The sequence below is a fragment of the Ruegeria sp. CDSC052 genome (genome assembly GCF_059610685.1).
The window spans coordinates 27,762-45,409 of the sequence record NZ_JBXWOB010000001.1; the positions used below are offsets into that span (position 1 = coordinate 27,762).

Below are 17,648 nucleotides of genomic sequence, written 5' to 3' on the forward strand. Positions count from 1 at the left end.
TGTGGCTGAACAAGACAAACACGGCGTGCTGCCAACGCCGACATTCGACAAACCCGTCAAGCTGTTGATCGTTGTGGCCCCGTTCTATCGCGCCATCGCTGACAATCTGGTGGCTGGCGCAAAGGCCGAGATCGAAGGGGCAGGCGGCACCTGTGATGTGGTCGAAGTGCCCGGCGCGTTGGAAATCCCGACGGCAATCGGCATGGCAGACCGTCAGTGCAATTTTGACGGCTATGTCGCGCTGGGCTGTGTCATTCGCGGAGAGACCACGCATTACGAAACCGTCTGCAACGACTCCAGCCGTGCCATCCAACTGATGGGTCTGCAGGGTCTGTGCATCGGCAACGGTATCCTGACAGTCGAGAATGACGATCAGGCCGAAGTGCGCGCCAATCCGGAAAAAATGAATAAAGGGGGCGGAGCTGCCGCTGCGGCCTTGCATCTGATCGCGCTCAGCCGTAAGTGGGGCTCTTCCAAAAAGGGCGTCGGGTTCAAGCCGCCGTCCGAGTCCATCCTTGTGGCGGGCGACAGCAACGGACCCACAACAGCATGACCAAGACAGACGCGCCAAAACCGGCCAACCAGAAACGCCTGATGAAATCCGCCGCTCGGCTCTATGCCGTGCAGGCGCTGTTCCAGATGGAGCAATCGGGTCAGACAACCGATCAGGTTGTGACCGAGTTTCTGGATCACCGCTTTGGCGCCGTCTATGAGGGCGAGGAAATGCTGGACGGCGATATTCGCCTGTTCCGCAAGCTGGTTGAAGATGCGGTCAATTATCAGGCGCCGATCGATCAGATGACCGATCGCGCTTTGGTTGCCAAATGGCCGATTGCCCGGATCGACCCGACCCTGCGCGCGGCCTTCCGGGCCGCCGGAGCAGAGCTGACACAGAACGGCACACCGCCCAAGGTGGTCATCACTGAATTCGTCGATGTGGCGCGGGCCTTCTTCCCCGAAGGTAAAGAGACCAAATTTGTCAACGCAGTGCTGGATCACATGGCGCACGAGGCCAAGCCCGAGGCGTTCTGACGCGTTTACACGGATCAAATATGCGTTAAACTGAATATTATAGCGCAATGAGGTCCGCCATGCCCAAACTGATCCGTTTGTATATCACACAAGTGGCCTGGGGCTTTGCCATCTCGGCAATTTTTGTCGGGGTGCTTCTGGCCCTGAACGTCGCCAACCTGCGTCATCTGATTACTGGTTCTGATATCGGTCTGGTTGCTCTGGCGATGATCTGGTTCATGAACGGGATCGTCTTTGCCGGTGTACAGTTTGCCTATGCGATTATGAGCATGGCCGAAAAACCGGGCGGTCCGCGAGGTGGAACGCCGGTTTCTGTCAGGCTAAAGCCTGCCCTGATCAAACAAGAGGCACGTACAGGGCGTTAAGACACGTGACACGCCGGTTGAGGTGGACGCAGAGCTTGCCCGCCGTAATTGGTAGGTCAGGGCGTCAGTTTTAGTCTGACTGCGTTGTGTCTTTTCTCTGACAGGGTTCGGGTCATTCGGCAGACAAGGCGACACCCTCCACGGTAACCCTGTGCATCAATCGTCGAAATCCATGATAGTCATTGACCGCTTTGTGCCATGTGGCCCGATTGTCCCAGATGGTCATGTCGCCTGTTTGCCAACGAATGCGGCATTGGAACTCGGGTTGCTGGCAATGGTCATATAGCATTGCAAGGATGGCTGCTGATTCATCGGCGCTCAGGCCTTCGATTTGGGTTGTGAACACTGGATTCACATAAATACCGCGCCGCCCGCTGAGGGGGTGTTTTATGATCACAGGATGTCGCGCGTCTTGGGTGGCTGCCTGTGCATTGCTTAGCCGACCACTTTGCGCCGCTTCACTGTCCTGTGAGCTTGTTCCAAAAACGTGCCGAGACGAATGAACCGCCCAGAGCCCATCCAGAAAGCTCCGCATGGTAGGTGACAGCGCCTCATAAGCTGCACCCATCGAGACGAACAGTGTGTCGCCTCCAAAGGGCGGGGTTTCCAAAGCATGCAGGATAGACCCCATCGCCGGGATTTGGTCGTAGGAATGATCGGTATGCCAGCCCTCTCCGATGGCCTCTTTCTGATCCTTTTCCTTCAGCACCATAGCGATTTCTGGATGCCCATCGACCGGCCTGAAGAAGCGGTTGATGTTGATCGCGCCAAAGCGTTGGGCAAACGCCAGATGCTCATCCGGGCCGACATCCTGCGCTCTGAGTACGATGACAGAGTGCTGAGCAAAGGCCGTATGAATGGCGTCGAACTGGCTGCCGTCTCGGATATCGGCGCCGATGATCTCTGCGCCCACACCGCCGGTAAGTGGTCTGATGTCCATCTGCTTTCTCCCTGAGTTTCAAACGCAGGGTAGCGCATTGCTAAAGGTCGAAAAAACTGATTTAAAATTAGTAAAAAGAAGATTTTATTGATGATACGTTTCACTTTGCGCCAGTTGTCGTTCTTCGCCGAGACGGCGCGATGTGGCGGTATCGCGCAGGCAGCCAGGAACCTGAATGTTTCGGCCGCCGCTATTTCATCGGCAATCGACAAACTCGAAGATGTCACTGGTTTGACGTTGTTTGATCGCTTTCCTGCACGCGGGATGAGGTTGACCCGCGTTGGCGCAGCCTTTTTGACGGATTCCGACGCGTTGCTGATGCAAGCAGGCGCGCTCGGCAATCGGGCCGCTGTGATGGCTGAGGGTAAAACAGGGTCTATTGTGATCGGGACGCATTATGCGATTGCGCAGAAGATCATTCTACCAGCTGTTCTGGCTTTTCGCCAAAGCCATCCCGGTATCCGCATCGAGGTTGTTGAGGATGATTTCCCGAACCTCGTTGCTGCGCTGGATGCCGGCGAGTTGGACGCGCTTGTGGTGTTTGATCAAGGGTTTGAACCCCGACGTCATCACGTTGAAGTACTTAAAGAACTGGCGCCTCTGGTTTTACTTCCGGCCTCGCACCCATTGGCGCATGCCGACAGCGTACAGCTTGAGCAGCTGACAGGCATGCCCTACATTGCAGTGTCGCGTTCCGGTCCGGGTCCAAGCTATCTTGACCTGTTGCAGGCTGCCGGGCTTGATCCAGAAGTGCCGCTGACCTCGCAATCACGAGAGTTGGTGCATGCCTATGTTGGCAAAGGGCTTGGGTTCACGCTGGTTGGTTTTCCGCCAGAGGCGAGCCGCACGATAGAAGGCGATGCGGTCGTCGCGCGTCCGCTGGCACAGGATATCGGGTATTTTAATGTTGTGATTGTGCAGCCCCGTGCCATTCGGCAACCCGAACCCGTAAAAGCATTTCTTGATGCCTGTCTGATCCAGGTTTGATTAGCGCGATCTGGCCCGCAGGTCAGAACTCAGAGCTCGTAAATCCGGCTATTTCCTGCCGGAGTTTGGATCGAGTGTAGCGGGACCACCAGTCAACCGTGCGGTTTGATTCCCGAGGACCTGTATGTACAGGTGGGCGCCAGGTAATCAGGCCAGGACCTGAACAGAGCCAGCCCCCTCGGAATTGCTTAAGGCCACCAGAATGCTACCAGTCACAAGAAGGGCAGAACCCGCCACGGGCCTAAGTAGGGCGTCCGGCGGGTTCGCACAAGGGGTCAGGCGTCAACAGTTTCGTGTAAGGCCACGCGCATCTTGCCGAAATGCTCGTCCCAGCCATTGTCCAGCGCCAGGATCAGGCCAAAGGCATCGGCACCTTGCGGCAGACCTTCGTGCAACAGATCAAGGCGTGTACCGCCCGCAACCGGTTCCAGCGTCCATTTCACGATGCTGACTGCGTCGCCCATTGGCTTAACCGTAAACGAATACTCCAGATATGACGGCGGGCGCGCTTCGCGGACTTCTCCCCAGATCAGAAGGTCGCCACTGGTCGTTCCGAACATCTCCAGTTTTTGGCCCTGCGCCAGGGGGCGTTCGGGTTTGTGAAACCATTCCGCCAACCGGTCGGGTTCGGTCAGATAGGCCCAGACGGTCTCGGGCTCGGCCCTCAGGAAGATGGATTTCCTTAGAACGGCATCAGTCATTATGATTTCCTTTCAACAGCTTCTTTAAGAGAGTTAAGGTGTTCATCCCAAAATTGATCAAAGTAGCTGAGCCAATCCAGAACAGGGGCCATACCTTTTGGTTCGAGTCGGTTTATGCGTTCCCGGCCACGGGCTTCGACGGCAATCAGGCCGCCATCCGAGAGCACGGTCAGGTGTTTCTTGACTGCCGCGCGGGTCATGTCGAAGCGATCAGTCAACTGTGCAATCGTCATGTCCTGCAGTGCCAGCATCTGCACAATGTCCCTGCGGGTAGGGTCAGCCAGAGCGCGGAACGCGTTTTGAGTTTGATTTTCCATATGCAACCTAAAGAGATACCATTTGGTTTCACATTAATGCGATACCAAATGGTACTATGTCAAGTCGTATGGGCTCACTTTACATTTGTTCACTAATTGTTCACATTTGGGATATGACATTGGACCTGCAACCCGGACAAAGACTTGCACGTGGCGTCGCCCGTCACCTGACGGCGCATGGCTTTGTATCCGTTGAGGAATTCGTGCCTATACGCGGACTGCGGGTTGATGTGATTGGGCTGGGTCCTAAGGGTGAGCTTTGGGTGATCGAATGTAAATCAAGCCGCGCTGATTTCCAGTCGGATTCCAAATGGCAGGGCTATTTGGAGTGGTGTGATCGATTCTTCTGGGCAGTGGATACGGAGTTTCCGACCGAGCTGTTGCCTGCCGAGACCGGGTTGATCATTGCCGATGCTTATGACGCCGAGATCGTGCGTATGGCACCAGAGGACAAGATAGCTCCGGCCCGGCGGAAGAAGATGATCCAGAAATTTGCCACAGATGCAGCCCGGCGCTTGCAGTCCCTGAGAGATCCCAGAATCTGATAGGTTAGCTTTTTACCGCCCGTGCGGCATGCGCAGCAGCACGGAGTTCATCGGCAATCTCTTCGGCTTCTTCCGGATCGAAATCCATTGGAATTTCAAGGTTTTCCGCTTCGATGAACAGGCGCACCATCCCCTGATCTGTTGGTCCGATCTGCAAATTCGCCTGAATGTCACTTTCGGTATTGATGCTCATGTGTGCCTCCGGGGATGAGAGTTCGTGCTAGCGCGCAAAGGCTTGAGAATCAAGTTACCTTTGCGTTCAAATAGGGGATGCACTCTATTCAGATCAGACCCTTTGACGCTTTGGATGCGCCGTGGTTGGTGGCTGTGCATGATCTTTTGTATTCACGAGACGAGGGTTTCGACGACTCTTTTGCCGTGTTGGTGAAAGAAATCCTCGACGATTTCATCTCGGACCATGATGCCAAGCGCGAGCGTGGCTGGATAGCCGAATGTGACGGTAAACCTTTGGGCAGTATTTTCTGCGTTGCCCTGAGTGAAACGACCGCAAAACTGCGCTTGTTCTTGCTGTTGCCCGAAGCGCGTGGGATGGGCCTGGGAAAGCGGATGCTGGAGAGCTGCATGGGCTTTGCTCGCGGCGCCGGTTACACTGAAATGAGGCTGTGGACGCATGAAAGCCACAAGGCTGCCTGTGCGCTTTATGGGTCCACTGGGTGGCAGTTGATGGATAGCAAACCGGTCCATTCCTTCGGGGTTGATCTGGTCGAACAAAGCTGGAAAATTCAGCTTTAATCCTCTTGCATTCCGTGAACGCGTTCGGTACATCGCCCTTCACAAGTGCCGCCTTAGCTCAGTTGGTTAGAGCGCTGGATTGTGGATCCAGAGGTCCCCTGTTCAAGCCAGGGAGGCGGTACCATCTCACCGATTGCCAGAAAATTCCCAAGCTAGTTCGGCCCCTAAGCCGCCGCGCAAATCGAAGGGCTGCCTTCACTCAAAACGGTACCGATTATTATTTGAGAAATTGTCTTTTCCGGGGATTGCAGCGGCTGCATCCCCGGTAGGTTCTTAGCGTGCCAGATTCAGGCGAAAGCGCATTTTCGTTTTCCGTTCCGCAGGTAAATGACGGTTCAGATGCTTGTTCACCAGGCCGAACCCTCCAACGATCACAAGCGTCAGTAAGATGAAATAGAAGGCAAGGATTGGATAGGCGACAAAGGGGTTGAACGTCTTGTCCGCGAAATAGCTTGCGTAATACAGCGCATCGCCTCGTTGCTGCCAGGCGGGGAAGGCCGAGAAGAACACCAGCGTGGTGGCATGGAACAGAAAGATCGCCTCATTCGTGTAGGCGGGCCAGGCAAGCCGCAGCATGGTGGGCCAGACGATCCGCCGGAAGCGAGACCAGCCGGACATGCCATAAGCATCTGCAGCCTCGGTATCGCCTTTGGGAATGGATCGGAGCGCGCCAAAGAAAATTTCGGCTGAATAGGCGGCTGTGTTCAGAAACAGAACGATCAGCGCCCCAATCCAGGCCGACGTCAGAGAATCGAACATCGGATAGGATTTCTTCAGCGACAGGAAGAAGAAATAGGCAAAGAAAAACTGAATGAACAGCGGCGAACCACGAAAGATGAAAATGAACCATTCCGAAGGTTTGCGCAGCCACAAACTGGGTGATGCTTTGCCAAGCGCCAGTGCTGTGGCCAGGAAAAATCCGGTCGCAAGCGCCATGACTCCGAAATAGATATTCCAGATCATACCAGACCCGATCAGGGTAAAGTGCTCACATAAGGTAAAGTCGGATTTTGGCAGCAGGCGCTCGCCATATCCAAGAGATCGCAGGCCGTAGTCCTGAATGGTCTGCAAGCAGCTCATGCGGTGGTCTCCTTGCGCAGCAATTCTCCGGCGGCGGTGGCCTGTCCGTGCGAGAGCCGGCGCATCAGGCGTTCAAGCCCGATCTCGGACATACGGGTGAAGCCAAGGTAGAAAACCAGCAGGAACAGGAAATACCACATGCGCCAGTCACCGTGTGGGTATTGCGTAAACTTCGGAGTCTTGGTGCTGCCCAGTTCGCGGGCCCAGTACACGATATCTTCGATGCCCAGAAGGAACAGCAACGGCGTGGCCTTGATCAGAACCATCCAGAGATTGCTGAGACCGGGCAGGGCATAAACCCACATCTGAGGCACAAGGATTTTCCAGAATGTCTGGCGACGGGACATCCCATAGGCTTCGGCGGTTTCCAGCTGTGTATAGGGTACGGCCCGCATGCCGCCGAACAGAACATTGGCGGCGAAAGCACCGAAAACAATAGAGAAAGTGATGACAGCCAGAAAGAACCCATAGGTTTCGTGCACCCATTCCGGCGAGGTGCCCAGTGGCAGTTTGGCAGATTGGCAGACGATAAAGTCGTTGCCCTGTCGGATCGAATCCGTCCAGTCCGGGCAGAGAATTTGATGCCGCGTCCATTCGAATGCCTGATCCAAAGCAATCACGAAGAACATGAAAAAGGCGATATCCGGCACGCCGCGCACGATGGCGATATAACCCTTACCCAGCCAACTGACCGGCAGAACGTGCGAACGGGCAGCCATGGCCCCGACGAACCCGAAACCCAGCGCTACGGGCGCCGTCACGGCAAGCAGAGCCAGTACCTTGAGGAAGGACAGGTAAAAGGACCAATGCACACCATTGGTCAGATAGCACGAGAACCAACGGAAGGTTCCCAGCGTGTCGGGATCAGTGCAGAACGAAAAAATGGCGGGCCTCTTCAGGTGGTAAAGGCGCTGGGGCGGCGCGCCCGTAGACTGGGGCACGCCGCCGGATCAGAATTAGAAGGTCGAAGACACTTCCCATTTGGTGATCAGCTCGTTCAGGCTGCCGTCATCCTTCATGGATTGGATGGCTGCGTTGAGCTTTTCTTTCAGCTCACCGTCGGATTCACGGACGCCAATGCCGACGCCACCACCCAGCGGAACCTCATCGGCCACAAAGCGCAGATCTGCGTCTTCGTCGACGATCGGGGCAAGGAAGGATTTGTCGGCCAGAACCGCATCGGCCTCACCGTTGCGTACGGCAGCGATGGTTTCCTCGGGGCTGGCGAACTCGACCAGGGTCGCGCCGGATTCGGCGATATAGCCAGCCTGAATGGTGCCAGTTTGTGCGGCGACCACACCACCTGCAACATCGGCGTCATCCGACATTGCTACATAGGCGGAGGGATCCGGCGGTGTGTAGTTCTGGGTAAAGTCGATGACCTCGTCACGCTCGTCGGTGATCGACATACCAGCGATGATCACATCGTAGTTGCCCGAGACCAGGTTCGGAATGATCGAATCCCAGTCGTTCTTGACCCACTCGCAGGTCAGGTCTGCGCGTTTGCACAGCTCGTCGCCCAGCTCGCGCTCAAAGCCGTCGATCTCACCTGCGTCATTGACGAAGTTCCAAGGTGCATAGGCGCCCTCGGTCCCCATCCGGATGGTGTCTGCCATAGCCATGCCTGCGCTCAGCGCAAGGGCCGCAGTGGTCAGGATCAGTTTTTTCATTGGATACTCCCCAGTTTTGGTTCTGATCTGAAGTTATGCCGCCTGAGTGGCGGAAAGAAAGCCCTGAAGCCGTGGAGATTCAGGGGTAGTAAAGAGATCTTCAGGCAGGCCTTCTTCTTCGATGAGGCCCTGGTGAAGGAAAACGACATGGCTAGAGATATCAGCGGCCATTTTCATGTCGTGGGTCACAATGATCATGGTGCGGCCTTCTGCAGCCAGGTCTTTGATCACCTTGATCACTTCTTGTTCCAATTCGGGGTCCAGCGCCGACGTGGGCTCGTCAAACAAAAGCGCCTCGGGCTCCATGCACAGCCCCCGCGCGATCGCGGCACGCTGTTGCTGGCCACCAGACAACTGTGCGGGGTAGGCGTCGCACTTGTCGCCAATACCAACTTTTTCAAGGTATCTGCGTGCGCTGTCTTCAACTTCTTTTTTGTCACGGCCCAATACCGTTACAGGTGCTTCCATCACGTTCTGCAGGATGGTCAAATGAGCCCACAGGTTGAACTGTTGGAAAACCATCGACAGGTTTGTGCGAATGCGCAGAACCTGTTTCGCATCAGCAGGCCGGCGCGTGTGGCTGTTACCGGACCAACGAACAGGTTCACCCTTGAAAAGGATTTCGCCCTGTTGGCTGTCTTCCAACAGGTTGCAGCACCGCAATAAAGTGGATTTCCCAGACCCCGAGGACCCAATCAAAGATACGACATCGCCCCGTCTGGCAGTGATATCCACACCCTTCAGCACTTCCAGATTGCCGAAACTCTTGTGTAGGTTCTTGATCTCAATGACGGGAGTTGAATCTGTCACGGTTGGTCCAGGTGTTATTGGTGTTGGTGCGGTACTAGGGCTTAAAAATCAGATCAATGCAATGCGCAAATGACAGAGTAAGCGGGTGATTCCGTCAATTTGACGAAGCGTTCTGGTCAATTTGATCATGAATTATCCATCGCAGTTTACAATTTCGACGGATTTGGGACGCGCAGATAATCTTTGGCAGGAATAGAGATCAGGTCATGCAGGTGCAGAAGGTTCCGATCTTGCGGTGATATGGTTTGAATCGCGTTGCGAACAGCGCGTGCGATCTGAGCGGCATCCTGATCTTTCGCTGTGATATAAGGTAGCGCGGGGGTTGGGGTTGTTTCGGCGACCTCACGCAGAGCTTCTGGAAGGTCGGAATGGACCTTCAGAATCTCCCATGTCAGCGCATCCAGCGCGGCATAATCGGCACGGCCCTCGGAAATGGCTTGAGCAGACAGCGCATGACCACCGGCTTGCAGAACCGACGATGGTGTTCGGTGGTATCGTTCAAGGTGAACCATTGGGGCGGCCCATCCGGATTGCGACAGCGGTTCATTATAGGCAAAAACACCATCGGCCAATTCATCAAGGTCGCGGGGGTCGTGGCGGCGGGCTACAAAAACCGACCGGTAATGGCCAGGTGGGCAGCCAGGCAACGCGTAGTCCGGCGTTCCAACCAACTGCACCTTGCCATGCAGCCGGGTGCGATAGGGCATGCCGCAGGTCTGGGCAAAAACCAGATCCGGGTCCAACCAGACATCCCAGACATCCCGGTCTCGGTTTAGGTTTGCGGGGCCATAGCCAAGGTAATCCCGAATCGATGCCCAAAACCGATCATTCGCAGGGCGCAGCGCAGGCATGTCGTACATGCCCAGCATGGCTATCAAGATTTGGCAGCCTTTTGACGGGCCATTGCAGAGTCGACATCACTGATGCCCAGCAGGCTGACGACCAGTCGCAGTAAGGAATCCTCTTCACCCGTGCGGTGCCCATCCGCCAGAGCGACCGACCACAAGGCCTGAACGACTGCCAGGCGGTCGTCATAGGCAACGGCCTCTTTGATTGCGCGAGTGAACCGTACGGTGTCCGGTGCTTCGGCCTCGAGATCTTCGGCGCGGGCGCGCAGGCCGGCGGCTTCGAATGGGGATAGGTCATAGCGTTCAACCGAAATCCGGTCGATCCGCGCCATTTCACTGTCGGCATAGTCGTTGTCAGATCGGGCAACGCGCACCAGCAGGGCCGTCAAGGCCAGTCGAGCATCGTCATCGGTGAAAGGGGCGGGCTGAGGCTGGGTCAGTCGAGACAGAAAATCACTAAACATGAGACAGGTATAGAGAGGCCTTACGCCTCTTCCAAGCGTCTTTGCACACGCTTTCTGGCGGTCTTGCTGTCGTTAAAGCTCAGACCCATGGCGATGCGGGCTTCTTCGACGATTTTCATCTCGCCCTCATCTGTATTCCCGTCGGCCAGAACCACCTCCCAGAGGGCATCCAAAGCGGCCAAGCGCTCGTGCAGGTCCGTGGTTTCCCGGATCAGCTTACCGAACGTGTCCGTTTCCGGTGCAGCTGCGTGCAGTTTCTCGCACGTGGCGCGGACCTTTGCGGCTTCGATCGCATTATGTTGATAAAGTCGGGCGAGGATACGGTCGATCAGGCTGATCTCTTCCAGCTTATAATCCCTGTCCGCTTGTGCAACGCGCACCATAAGCGCCCCGAGTGCAAGTTCAGCGTCTGGGTCGGGCAGATTGTCGTGTTGTGGCGGGCGGAAAGCCTGAAAGAGTTTTTTCAACATGGTCAGAGATTATTCCATATTTGATAACCCGCCAAGCACGGACTATCGCGCAAGGCTCAGAATGATCAAAAGACCGCCTGCTACAGCCGGATAGCGCGCTGGGTCAGAGTACCTTTCGCGCTTCGTCTTGCAGCCAGGCCAGCATTTTCCGATAGGGTACAGGGCCATAGCTTATACGCGCGACTCCCAGCCCAGCCAAAGTGGCGGTGTCCGGTGTGCCGGGTAATGCTATGATATTTAGCGGCAGGTCGATTGACTCTACCAACCGGGCAATCATGGCCTGATCCCGTAGGCCGGGGGCGAAGAATCCGCTGGCCCCTGCATCTGAATAGGCTTGTGCTCGGACCATTGCCTCTTCCAGCATCGCATCATCATGGGTTTCGGGCTGCGCCTTCAGGAAAATGTCGGTCCGCGCGTTGATAAACGCAGGAACGCCCGCCGCATCGCAACCTTCACGCATCGCGCTGACACGGGCGGCCTGAGTTTCAATATCGTACAACTCATTTGATCCGATGATCTGGTCTTCGAAGTTGAAGCCGACAACGCCGGATTCAAGGGCCAGCCTGACATTGGCAGAGATACCCTGAGCATCAGCCGCATACGCACCTTCGAAATCCAGAGTAACCGGAAGATCAACGGATTCGACAATCCGGCGAGCATTGTCCAGCGCGGCCTGCATCGGGATGTTTTGGCCGTCGCTGAACCCTTGTGCCATCGCAACAGGAGCGCTTCCAGTGGCAATGGCTTGGGCACCAGCGTCGCGCACGGCACCGGCACTGCCAGCATCCCAGATATTGTACAGGATAACCGGTTCGCCCTTTTTGTGCAGGGCCGCGAATGTCAGTGCATTGGTGATCTGATCGGTCATGGACGGTCTCCTATCTCTGAGTTGCGGACAGTTAACCGTGCAAAGGGTCAGCGCGTACAGTCTTTTCGCGCTGACCGATACAATCTGCTTTCGTGCCTGGTGTCAGACCAGACGCGAGGTGTCCTTGGCAGCGCGCACAAAGTCGCGGAACAAAGGATGCGGGTCGAACGGCTTTGATTTCAGCTCGGGGTGGTACTGGACCCCAATGAACCACGGATGATCCGACCACTCGACGATTTCTGGCAACCGGCCGTCGGGGGACATGCCTGAGAAATTGAGACCAGCTTTTTCCAGCTTGTCGCGGTATTTGATGTCCACTTCATAGCGGTGGCGGTGGCGCTCCTCGATGGCGGTACCGCCATAGACTTCGGCCACTTTTGACCCTTCGGCCAGAACCGCGTCATAGGCGCCCAGGCGCATGGTGCCGCCCTTGTCATCACCGACTTTGCGTTCGACCTTGTGATTGCCCTGCACCCATTCTTTCAGGTGATAGACCACCGGTTCAAACCGCTTTTTACCGGATTCATGGTCGAATTCCTCGGACCCGGCCTCTTTGATGCCAGCGGCATTTCGCGCGGCCTCAATTACGGCCATCTGCATTCCCAGGCAGATGCCCAGGTAGGGCACTTTATGTTCGCGGGCGTATTGCGCAGCCTTGATTTTGCCTTCGGTACCGCGCTCACCGAATCCGCCGGGCACGAGGATCGCGTGGAAGCCTTCCAGATGCGGGGCGGCCTCTTCGGTATCGAATACCTCGGCATCGACCCATTCGACCTTGACGCGGACACGGTTGGCCATCCCGCCATGGGTCAGCGCCTCGGCTATCGACTTATAGGCGTCTTCCAACTGGGTGTACTTACCGACGATGGCGACCTTCACTTCGCCCTCGGCATTGTGGATGCGATCACTGACGTCTTCCCATTTGGTCAGATCGGGCTTGGGGGCAGGGCTGATCTGGAAGGCATCCAGAACCGCCTGATCCAGTCCCTCGCGGTGATAGGCGAGCGGAGCATCGTAGATGGTGCTGAGGTCCTGCGCAGCAATCACGCTATCGGGGCGGACGTTACAGAACAAAGCCAGCTTTTCACGTTCCTTGGTCGGGATCGGGCCTTCGGACCGGCAGACCAGAATGTCGGGGGCGAGACCGATCGAACGCAGCTCTTTCACCGAGTGCTGGGTTGGTTTGGTCTTCAATTCACCCGAAGCTTTGATGTAGGGCAGCAGCGTCAAGTGCATGAACAGGCATTGGCCGCGTGGTTTGTCCTGGCTGAATTGGCGGATGGCCTCAAAGAAGGGCAGGCCTTCGATATCGCCCACGGTGCCGCCGATTTCGCACAGCATGAAATCAACCTCATCTTCACCAATGGCGATGAAATCCTTGATCTCATTGGTGACATGCGGGATCACCTGAATGGTTTTGCCCAGATAATCGCCGCGACGTTCTTTTTCCAGCACGTTGGAATAGATCCGGCCCGAGCTGACCGAGTCAGTCTTGCGGGCAGCCACGCCGGTAAAACGTTCGTAATGGCCAAGGTCCAGATCGGTTTCGGCCCCGTCATCGGTGACGAAGACTTCGCCATGTTCAAAGGGCGACATCGTGCCCGGATCGACATTCAGATAGGGGTCCAGCTTGCGCAGACGCACCGAATACCCTCGGGCTTGCAACAGCGCGCCCAAAGCCGCCGAAGCCAATCCTTTGCCCAAGGATGAAACCACACCACCAGTGATGAAAATAAAACGCGCCATGTTTTTCGGCTGCTCCCCGTGAGACGTCAATATCAGCTGCCCGGCGGTTCAAGAAAAACCGCTGCATCACGGGACTTCACGTATAAAGGATTCGCGCCAATAGCGCAAGAGAACCGCAAGATGCTGTTGCAGTTCTCTTTTCTGTTTCTAGGTTTTGTGTGTCAGTTGGCCTGCGGGATCAAAGGCGCGTTGTCACCCTGTGCCGGAGGCAACAGGTCATCCGCCGACGGAATTGCCGGTGTGCTTTCTTCGGTCGCGGCCGGTGCCTGTGTCCCAATCCGGTCGAGCACAGAGCTGCCCGAGGATTTTTGTGCCGCCAGAATGGTCAGCGTGATCGAAGTGACGATAAAGCACGCGGCTAAAATCCAGGTCACCTTGCCCAATGCTGTTGCAGCCGACCGGCCAGCCATGGCACCGCCTCCGCCGCCACCCATGCCAAGGCCGCCGCCTTCGGACCGCTGCATCAGGACGACGGCGATCAGGCCCAAAGCCAGAAGAAGATGGATAATGAGAACGACGTTTTCCATGGTGGTCCTGTACAGCGTGGCGTGTATCGCGAGGTACTTATGCAAGTTTGGTTCCGGGGGCAAGTCACGAGTTGCCATCACGCCAAGTGATCTTCGGGATCACAGCAAAGAGACTGGACAGGCAAGGGGGTGGTAAAGCAGGCTGCGGCCTATGCCACATGACAATCCCGACCATCCGCACGCCTTATTGCCGCCTGAACCCGCACTTCGCGTCAAGGCGCTGGAAACGATTCTGACCCGCAAGGGGCTGATCGACCCGGCGGCTTTGGATGAGATCATCGACACTTACCAAAACAAGATTGGCCCGCAGAACGGTGCCCGGGTTGTTGCCAAAGCCTGGACTGACCCGGCCTTTAAGGCCGCACTGCTTAAGGATGCAACGCCCGAGGTGACAAAGCTTGGTTTTTACGGTCGGCAAGGTGAACATATCGTTGTTGTCGAAAATTCCCCTGATCTCCACAACATGGTCGTTTGCACGCTGTGCAGTTGCTACCCATGGCCTTTGTTGGGGATTCCACCGGGGTGGTATAAATCGGATGCCTATCGTGCGCGGGCCGTGCGTGAGCCGCGTAAAATTTTGTCAGAGTTCGGAGTTTCTCTGGCGGATAAAACAGCCGTGCGGGTTTGGGATTCAACGGCCGAGATACGCTATCTTGTTCTACCCATGCGCCCCGATGGCACCGATGGGATGACCGAAGACGACCTGACCGCGCTTGTGACCCGTGACAGTATGATCGGAACCGGCCTGCCAAAGGTGCCGTCATGACCCGCGTTCACGATATGGGAGGACGGTTCGGCGACGGTCCGGTGATCCCCGAATCCCAAGATGCAGTGATTTTCCCAGAAGAATGGCACGGGCGCGCATTGGCACTGACATTGGCTGCCGGGTTTCTGGGACAATGGAATATCGACATCTCGCGCCATGCACGCGAACGACTGTCGCCCAAAGACTATGCACGATTCTTTTACTACGAAAAATGGGTGTCAGCACTTGCAGATCTGTTGGTAGAGCAGGGGGTCCTGACTTTGGAAGACCTTCTGGGCCAAGGAACGGATGCTTCACATCCTTTGGCTTCCCGCGCGCTGACAGCCGGGGCGGTTGAGGGCGCACTGTCCAAAGGCGGTCCGGCTGATCGACCCTCGAATATCGCGGTGCAGTTTGATCCCGGCCAAAAGGTGCGTACAGTACGACCGGCTGCCAACCGCCTGAAAAACGGTGGTCATACCAGATTGCCATCTTACGCTTCTGGCGCTTGCGGTCGGATATTACGCCTGCATGGGACGCATGTTTTGCCGGATTCCAATGCTCATGGTCTGGGAGAGGCACCTGAACCATTATATGCGGTTGCATTCCCGGCCTCGGAGCTTTGGGCCGATCCCGAGAACCGAAATGACGAGGTCATATTAGATCTGTGGCAAAGCTATCTGGTGCCCGATGAGTGAGTGTAACGCACAGCCATTACCCGAGCCGGCATTCGCAGAGCCCTGGCATGCACAGGTTTTTGCGGTCACGGTCGCGTTGAACGAAGCGGGACGATTCGAATGGTCGGAATGGGCCAATCGGTTTTCGAAGATGCTAAAACGCAATGGTCTGAGCAAAGAGCTGAATGGTGGCAACGACTATTTCCATGCCTGGCTGGAAACACTCGAGGCCTTTTTAGCCGAAATGGGTGACGCGAACCCAAGTGATGTCTCTGCAGTCTCGTTGGATTGGGAGAAAGCCTATTTGACGACTCCACATGGTGAACCCGTTCATTTGTCGAATGGCTAGAAAAGGGGCGCTGCCCCCGCCGCGGCAAGCCGCGACTCCCCCGAGGTATTTTGAGCCAGATGAAGCAAGGGATCCTCTCTTCATCTGGCCAAAAATACCTCCGCCGGAGGCACCACGCACAGCGTGGTTATGATCTGCGGCGAATTATCGGTTTCCCTGTCGCTGACACATCGCTATACGAGCCGGGTTTGATATCTCAGCGCAAAAGGACCAGATATGGCCAATGTGGTTGTTGTCGGCGCCCAGTGGGGTGACGAAGGAAAAGGCAAGATCGTCGATTGGCTCAGTGAACGGGCCGATGTGATCGCGCGTTTTCAAGGCGGGCATAATGCCGGTCATACGTTGGTAATCGACGGTGCCGTCTATAAGTTGCACGCTCTGCCATCCGGTGTGGTACGTGGCGGCAAGCTGAGTGTCATCGGCAATGGCGTTGTTCTGGACCCCTGGCACCTGCTGAAAGAGATCGCAACGATCCAGGCGCAGGGAGTCGAGATATCGCCCGAAACGCTGATGATCGCAGAGAACACCCCGCTGATCCTGCCCATCCACGGTGAACTGGATCGCGCGCGCGAAGAGGCGGCAAGCAAAGGAACCAAGATCGGCACCACCGGTCGTGGAATCGGCCCCGCATATGAAGATAAGGTTGGGCGGCGTTCTGTGCGGGTCGCTGACCTGGCTGACGAGGCGACCCTTGAGGCCCGCGTAGATCGCGCGTTGCAGCACCATGACCCGCTGCGCAAGGGATTGGGGATCGAACCCGTGGACCGCGATGCACTGATTGCTCAGCTGAGGGAAATTGCGTCCGAGATTCTGCCTTTCGCCGCACCCGTTTGGAAAGTGCTGAACGAAAAGCGCAAGGCTGGTAAGCGTATTCTGTTTGAAGGCGCGCAGGGTGCCCTTCTGGACATCGACTTTGGAACCTATCCGTTTGTGACCTCGTCCAACGTGATCGCCGGTCAGGCGGCGACCGGTGTCGGCATCGGGCCCGGCTCGATTGATTTTGTCCTTGGCATCGTAAAGGCTTACACGACCCGTGTGGGTGAGGGGCCGTTTCCGACCGAATTGGATGATGCGGATGGCCAGCGTCTGGGTGAGCGTGGGCACGAGTTTGGTACGACCACTGGGCGCAAGCGGCGTTGCGGCTGGTTTGATGCCTGTCTAGTGCGCCAAACCTGTGCCACTAGTGGCGTAAACGGTATTTCGCTAACCAAGTTGGACGTGCTGGACGGATTCGAGACGCTGAAAATCTGTGTTGCCTATGACCTTGACGGTAAGCGTCTGGATTATCTTCCCACTGCAGCCGATCAGCAGGCACGATGTACTCCGATCTACGAAGAGGTGCCTGGTTGGAGCGAATCCACGGAAGGCGCGCGCAGTTGGGCGGACTTGCCTGCAAATGCCATCAAATATGTGCGTCGGGTCGAAGAGTTGATCGAATGTCCGGTTGCATTGCTGTCCACTAGCCCAGAGCGGGATGACACCATTTTGGTGACAGACCCGTTTGCTGACTGATGGCCGGCGAACAGAAAAATGGCCTGAGCTATAAAGCGCGTCGTCGCTGGTCGATGGTGCTGCTGCTGATTGGCCTACCGGCTTATATCGTTGCAGTGGTGACGGTTATAAACTGGTTGGGCCGGCCACCAATTTGGTTGGAACTTCTGGTATATGTAGCGCTCGGCATTTTGTGGGCTCTGCCTTTCAAATTCATCTTCAAAGGTGTCGGAAAAGAAGATCCAAACGGATCCTCTGACTGA

At 56.2% G+C, this 17,648-nt stretch carries 25 protein-coding genes and 1 tRNA gene; 12 read left to right on the forward strand and 14 right to left on the reverse strand.

All coding sequences use genetic code 11. The features are described from left to right. Position 1: 1 nt before the first annotated feature. The 3 genes from AC2FIM_RS00140 to AC2FIM_RS00150 are packed head-to-tail and all read left to right on the forward strand — an operon-like array spanning position 2 to position 1,397. The gene (locus AC2FIM_RS00140) at positions 2-553 is read left to right on the forward strand and encodes a 6,7-dimethyl-8-ribityllumazine synthase (RefSeq protein WP_271946285.1); all 552 of its coding nucleotides are present in this window, start codon (positions 2-4) and stop codon (positions 551-553) included. After that, entirely contained in the window at positions 550-1,032 is a 483-nt protein-coding gene (nusB, locus tag AC2FIM_RS00145; RefSeq protein ID WP_271946288.1) for a transcription antitermination factor NusB, read from the forward strand. The genes AC2FIM_RS00140 and nusB overlap by 4 nt, the downstream gene beginning before the upstream one ends. A gap of 59 nt (positions 1,033-1,091) precedes the next feature. Continuing rightward, complete coding sequence (locus AC2FIM_RS00150; RefSeq protein WP_142634632.1) at positions 1,092-1,397, forward strand: hypothetical protein; 306 nt, start codon at positions 1,092-1,094, stop codon at positions 1,395-1,397. Positions 1,398-1,509: 112 nt separating this feature from the next. Here AC2FIM_RS00150 and AC2FIM_RS00155 read toward each other — a convergent pair whose 3' ends face one another. After that, complete coding sequence (locus AC2FIM_RS00155; RefSeq protein ID WP_496678226.1) at positions 1,510-2,337, reverse strand: TauD/TfdA dioxygenase family protein; 828 nt, start codon at positions 2,335-2,337, stop codon at positions 1,510-1,512. 90 nt (positions 2,338-2,427) lie between these two features. Between AC2FIM_RS00155 and AC2FIM_RS00160 the strand changes: the two genes are divergently transcribed. Continuing rightward, positions 2,428-3,324 (forward strand): LysR family transcriptional regulator, encoded by an 897-nt coding sequence (locus AC2FIM_RS00160; protein ID WP_496678223.1) that lies wholly within the window; start codon positions 2,428-2,430, stop codon positions 3,322-3,324. Positions 3,325-3,599: 275 nt separating this feature from the next. Here AC2FIM_RS00160 and AC2FIM_RS00165 read toward each other — a convergent pair whose 3' ends face one another. Beyond that, the gene (locus AC2FIM_RS00165) at positions 3,600-4,025 is read right to left on the reverse strand and encodes an SRPBCC family protein (protein WP_496678221.1); all 426 of its coding nucleotides are present in this window, start codon (positions 4,023-4,025) and stop codon (positions 3,600-3,602) included. After that, on the reverse strand, positions 4,025-4,342 hold the full coding sequence (locus tag AC2FIM_RS00170; protein WP_496678219.1) for an ArsR/SmtB family transcription factor: 318 nt from the start codon (positions 4,340-4,342) through the stop codon (positions 4,025-4,027). The genes AC2FIM_RS00165 and AC2FIM_RS00170 overlap by 1 nt, the downstream gene beginning before the upstream one ends. Positions 4,343-4,455: 113 nt before the next feature. On the opposite strand from AC2FIM_RS00170, the gene AC2FIM_RS00175 reads away from it, so the two are divergent. Beyond that, positions 4,456-4,887 (forward strand): MmcB family DNA repair protein, encoded by a 432-nt coding sequence (locus AC2FIM_RS00175; RefSeq protein ID WP_496678217.1) that lies wholly within the window; start codon positions 4,456-4,458, stop codon positions 4,885-4,887. A 4-nt stretch (positions 4,888-4,891) separates the two neighbouring features. Here the strand turns inward: AC2FIM_RS00175 and AC2FIM_RS00180 are convergent, their stop codons facing one another. Further along, on the reverse strand, positions 4,892-5,080 hold the full coding sequence (locus AC2FIM_RS00180) for a DUF6324 family protein (RefSeq protein WP_142634620.1): 189 nt from the start codon (positions 5,078-5,080) through the stop codon (positions 4,892-4,894). A 77-nt stretch (positions 5,081-5,157) separates the two neighbouring features. Between AC2FIM_RS00180 and AC2FIM_RS00185 the strand changes: the two genes are divergently transcribed. Together AC2FIM_RS00185 and AC2FIM_RS00190 are read left to right on the forward strand one after the other, a co-directional pair. Further along, positions 5,158-5,640 (forward strand): GNAT family N-acetyltransferase, encoded by a 483-nt coding sequence (locus AC2FIM_RS00185; RefSeq protein WP_496678215.1) that lies wholly within the window; start codon positions 5,158-5,160, stop codon positions 5,638-5,640. 47 nt (positions 5,641-5,687) lie between these two features. Further along, positions 5,688-5,764 (forward strand) — tRNA-His (locus tag AC2FIM_RS00190). A gap of 149 nt (positions 5,765-5,913) precedes the next feature. Here the strand turns inward: AC2FIM_RS00190 and AC2FIM_RS00195 are convergent. The 10 genes from AC2FIM_RS00195 to secG form a co-directional block, all read right to left on the reverse strand. After that, entirely contained in the window at positions 5,914-6,720 is an 807-nt protein-coding gene (locus tag AC2FIM_RS00195) for an ABC transporter permease (protein ID WP_271946300.1), read from the reverse strand. Then, the gene (locus AC2FIM_RS00200; protein WP_142635158.1) at positions 6,717-7,604 is read right to left on the reverse strand and encodes an ABC transporter permease; all 888 of its coding nucleotides are present in this window, start codon (positions 7,602-7,604) and stop codon (positions 6,717-6,719) included. The genes AC2FIM_RS00195 and AC2FIM_RS00200 overlap by 4 nt, the downstream gene beginning before the upstream one ends. 72 nt (positions 7,605-7,676) lie before the next feature. Beyond that, positions 7,677-8,390 carry a transporter substrate-binding domain-containing protein gene (locus AC2FIM_RS00205; protein WP_271946303.1) on the reverse strand — a complete coding sequence of 238 codons (714 nt, stop codon included), beginning with the start codon at positions 8,388-8,390 and terminating at the stop codon, positions 7,677-7,679. 33 nt (positions 8,391-8,423) lie between these two features. Continuing rightward, the gene (locus AC2FIM_RS00210) at positions 8,424-9,200 is read right to left on the reverse strand and encodes an ABC transporter ATP-binding protein (RefSeq protein ID WP_271946306.1); all 777 of its coding nucleotides are present in this window, start codon (positions 9,198-9,200) and stop codon (positions 8,424-8,426) included. A gap of 146 nt (positions 9,201-9,346) precedes the next feature. Continuing rightward, positions 9,347-10,069: a phosphate/phosphite/phosphonate ABC transporter substrate-binding protein gene (locus AC2FIM_RS00215; RefSeq protein ID WP_496678203.1), complete on the reverse strand. Its 723-nt coding sequence runs from the start codon at positions 10,067-10,069 to the stop codon at positions 9,347-9,349. Positions 10,070-10,074: 5 nt separating this feature from the next. Next, on the reverse strand, positions 10,075-10,512 hold the full coding sequence (locus tag AC2FIM_RS00220; RefSeq protein ID WP_142634608.1) for a tellurite resistance TerB family protein: 438 nt from the start codon (positions 10,510-10,512) through the stop codon (positions 10,075-10,077). A 20-nt stretch (positions 10,513-10,532) separates the two neighbouring features. Further along, positions 10,533-10,982 (reverse strand): tellurite resistance TerB family protein, encoded by a 450-nt coding sequence (locus tag AC2FIM_RS00225; RefSeq protein WP_142634606.1) that lies wholly within the window; start codon positions 10,980-10,982, stop codon positions 10,533-10,535. 103 nt (positions 10,983-11,085) lie between these two features. Beyond that, positions 11,086-11,850, reverse strand: coding sequence for an isocitrate lyase/PEP mutase family protein (locus tag AC2FIM_RS00230; protein WP_142634604.1), 765 nt, complete (start codon positions 11,848-11,850; stop codon positions 11,086-11,088). Positions 11,851-11,952: 102 nt separating this feature from the next. Beyond that, positions 11,953-13,596, reverse strand: coding sequence for a CTP synthase (gene pyrG / locus AC2FIM_RS00235; RefSeq protein ID WP_142634602.1), 1,644 nt, complete (start codon positions 13,594-13,596; stop codon positions 11,953-11,955). A gap of 161 nt (positions 13,597-13,757) precedes the next feature. Continuing rightward, the gene (gene secG / locus AC2FIM_RS00240; RefSeq protein ID WP_142634600.1) at positions 13,758-14,123 is read right to left on the reverse strand and encodes a preprotein translocase subunit SecG; all 366 of its coding nucleotides are present in this window, start codon (positions 14,121-14,123) and stop codon (positions 13,758-13,760) included. Between the two features lie 151 nt (positions 14,124-14,274). Between secG and nthA the strand changes: the two genes are divergently transcribed. From nthA to AC2FIM_RS00265, 5 genes are all read left to right on the forward strand, one after another. Further along, positions 14,275-14,889, forward strand: a complete 615-nt coding sequence (nthA, locus tag AC2FIM_RS00245; RefSeq protein WP_271946316.1) for a nitrile hydratase subunit alpha — start codon at positions 14,275-14,277, stop codon at positions 14,887-14,889. Beyond that, the gene (gene nthB, locus AC2FIM_RS00250) at positions 14,886-15,566 is read left to right on the forward strand and encodes a nitrile hydratase subunit beta (protein ID WP_496707872.1); all 681 of its coding nucleotides are present in this window, start codon (positions 14,886-14,888) and stop codon (positions 15,564-15,566) included. The genes nthA and nthB overlap by 4 nt, the downstream gene beginning before the upstream one ends. Next, positions 15,559-15,894, forward strand: coding sequence for a nitrile hydratase accessory protein (locus AC2FIM_RS00255; protein ID WP_142634594.1), 336 nt, complete (start codon positions 15,559-15,561; stop codon positions 15,892-15,894). The genes nthB and AC2FIM_RS00255 overlap by 8 nt, the downstream gene beginning before the upstream one ends. 216 nt (positions 15,895-16,110) lie before the next feature. Then, on the forward strand, positions 16,111-17,406 hold the full coding sequence (locus tag AC2FIM_RS00260; RefSeq protein WP_142634592.1) for an adenylosuccinate synthase: 1,296 nt from the start codon (positions 16,111-16,113) through the stop codon (positions 17,404-17,406). Further along, a complete protein-coding gene (locus AC2FIM_RS00265) occupies positions 17,406-17,648 on the forward strand; it encodes a DUF2842 domain-containing protein (protein ID WP_271946325.1) in 243 nt (80 codons plus the stop codon). The genes AC2FIM_RS00260 and AC2FIM_RS00265 overlap by 1 nt, the downstream gene beginning before the upstream one ends.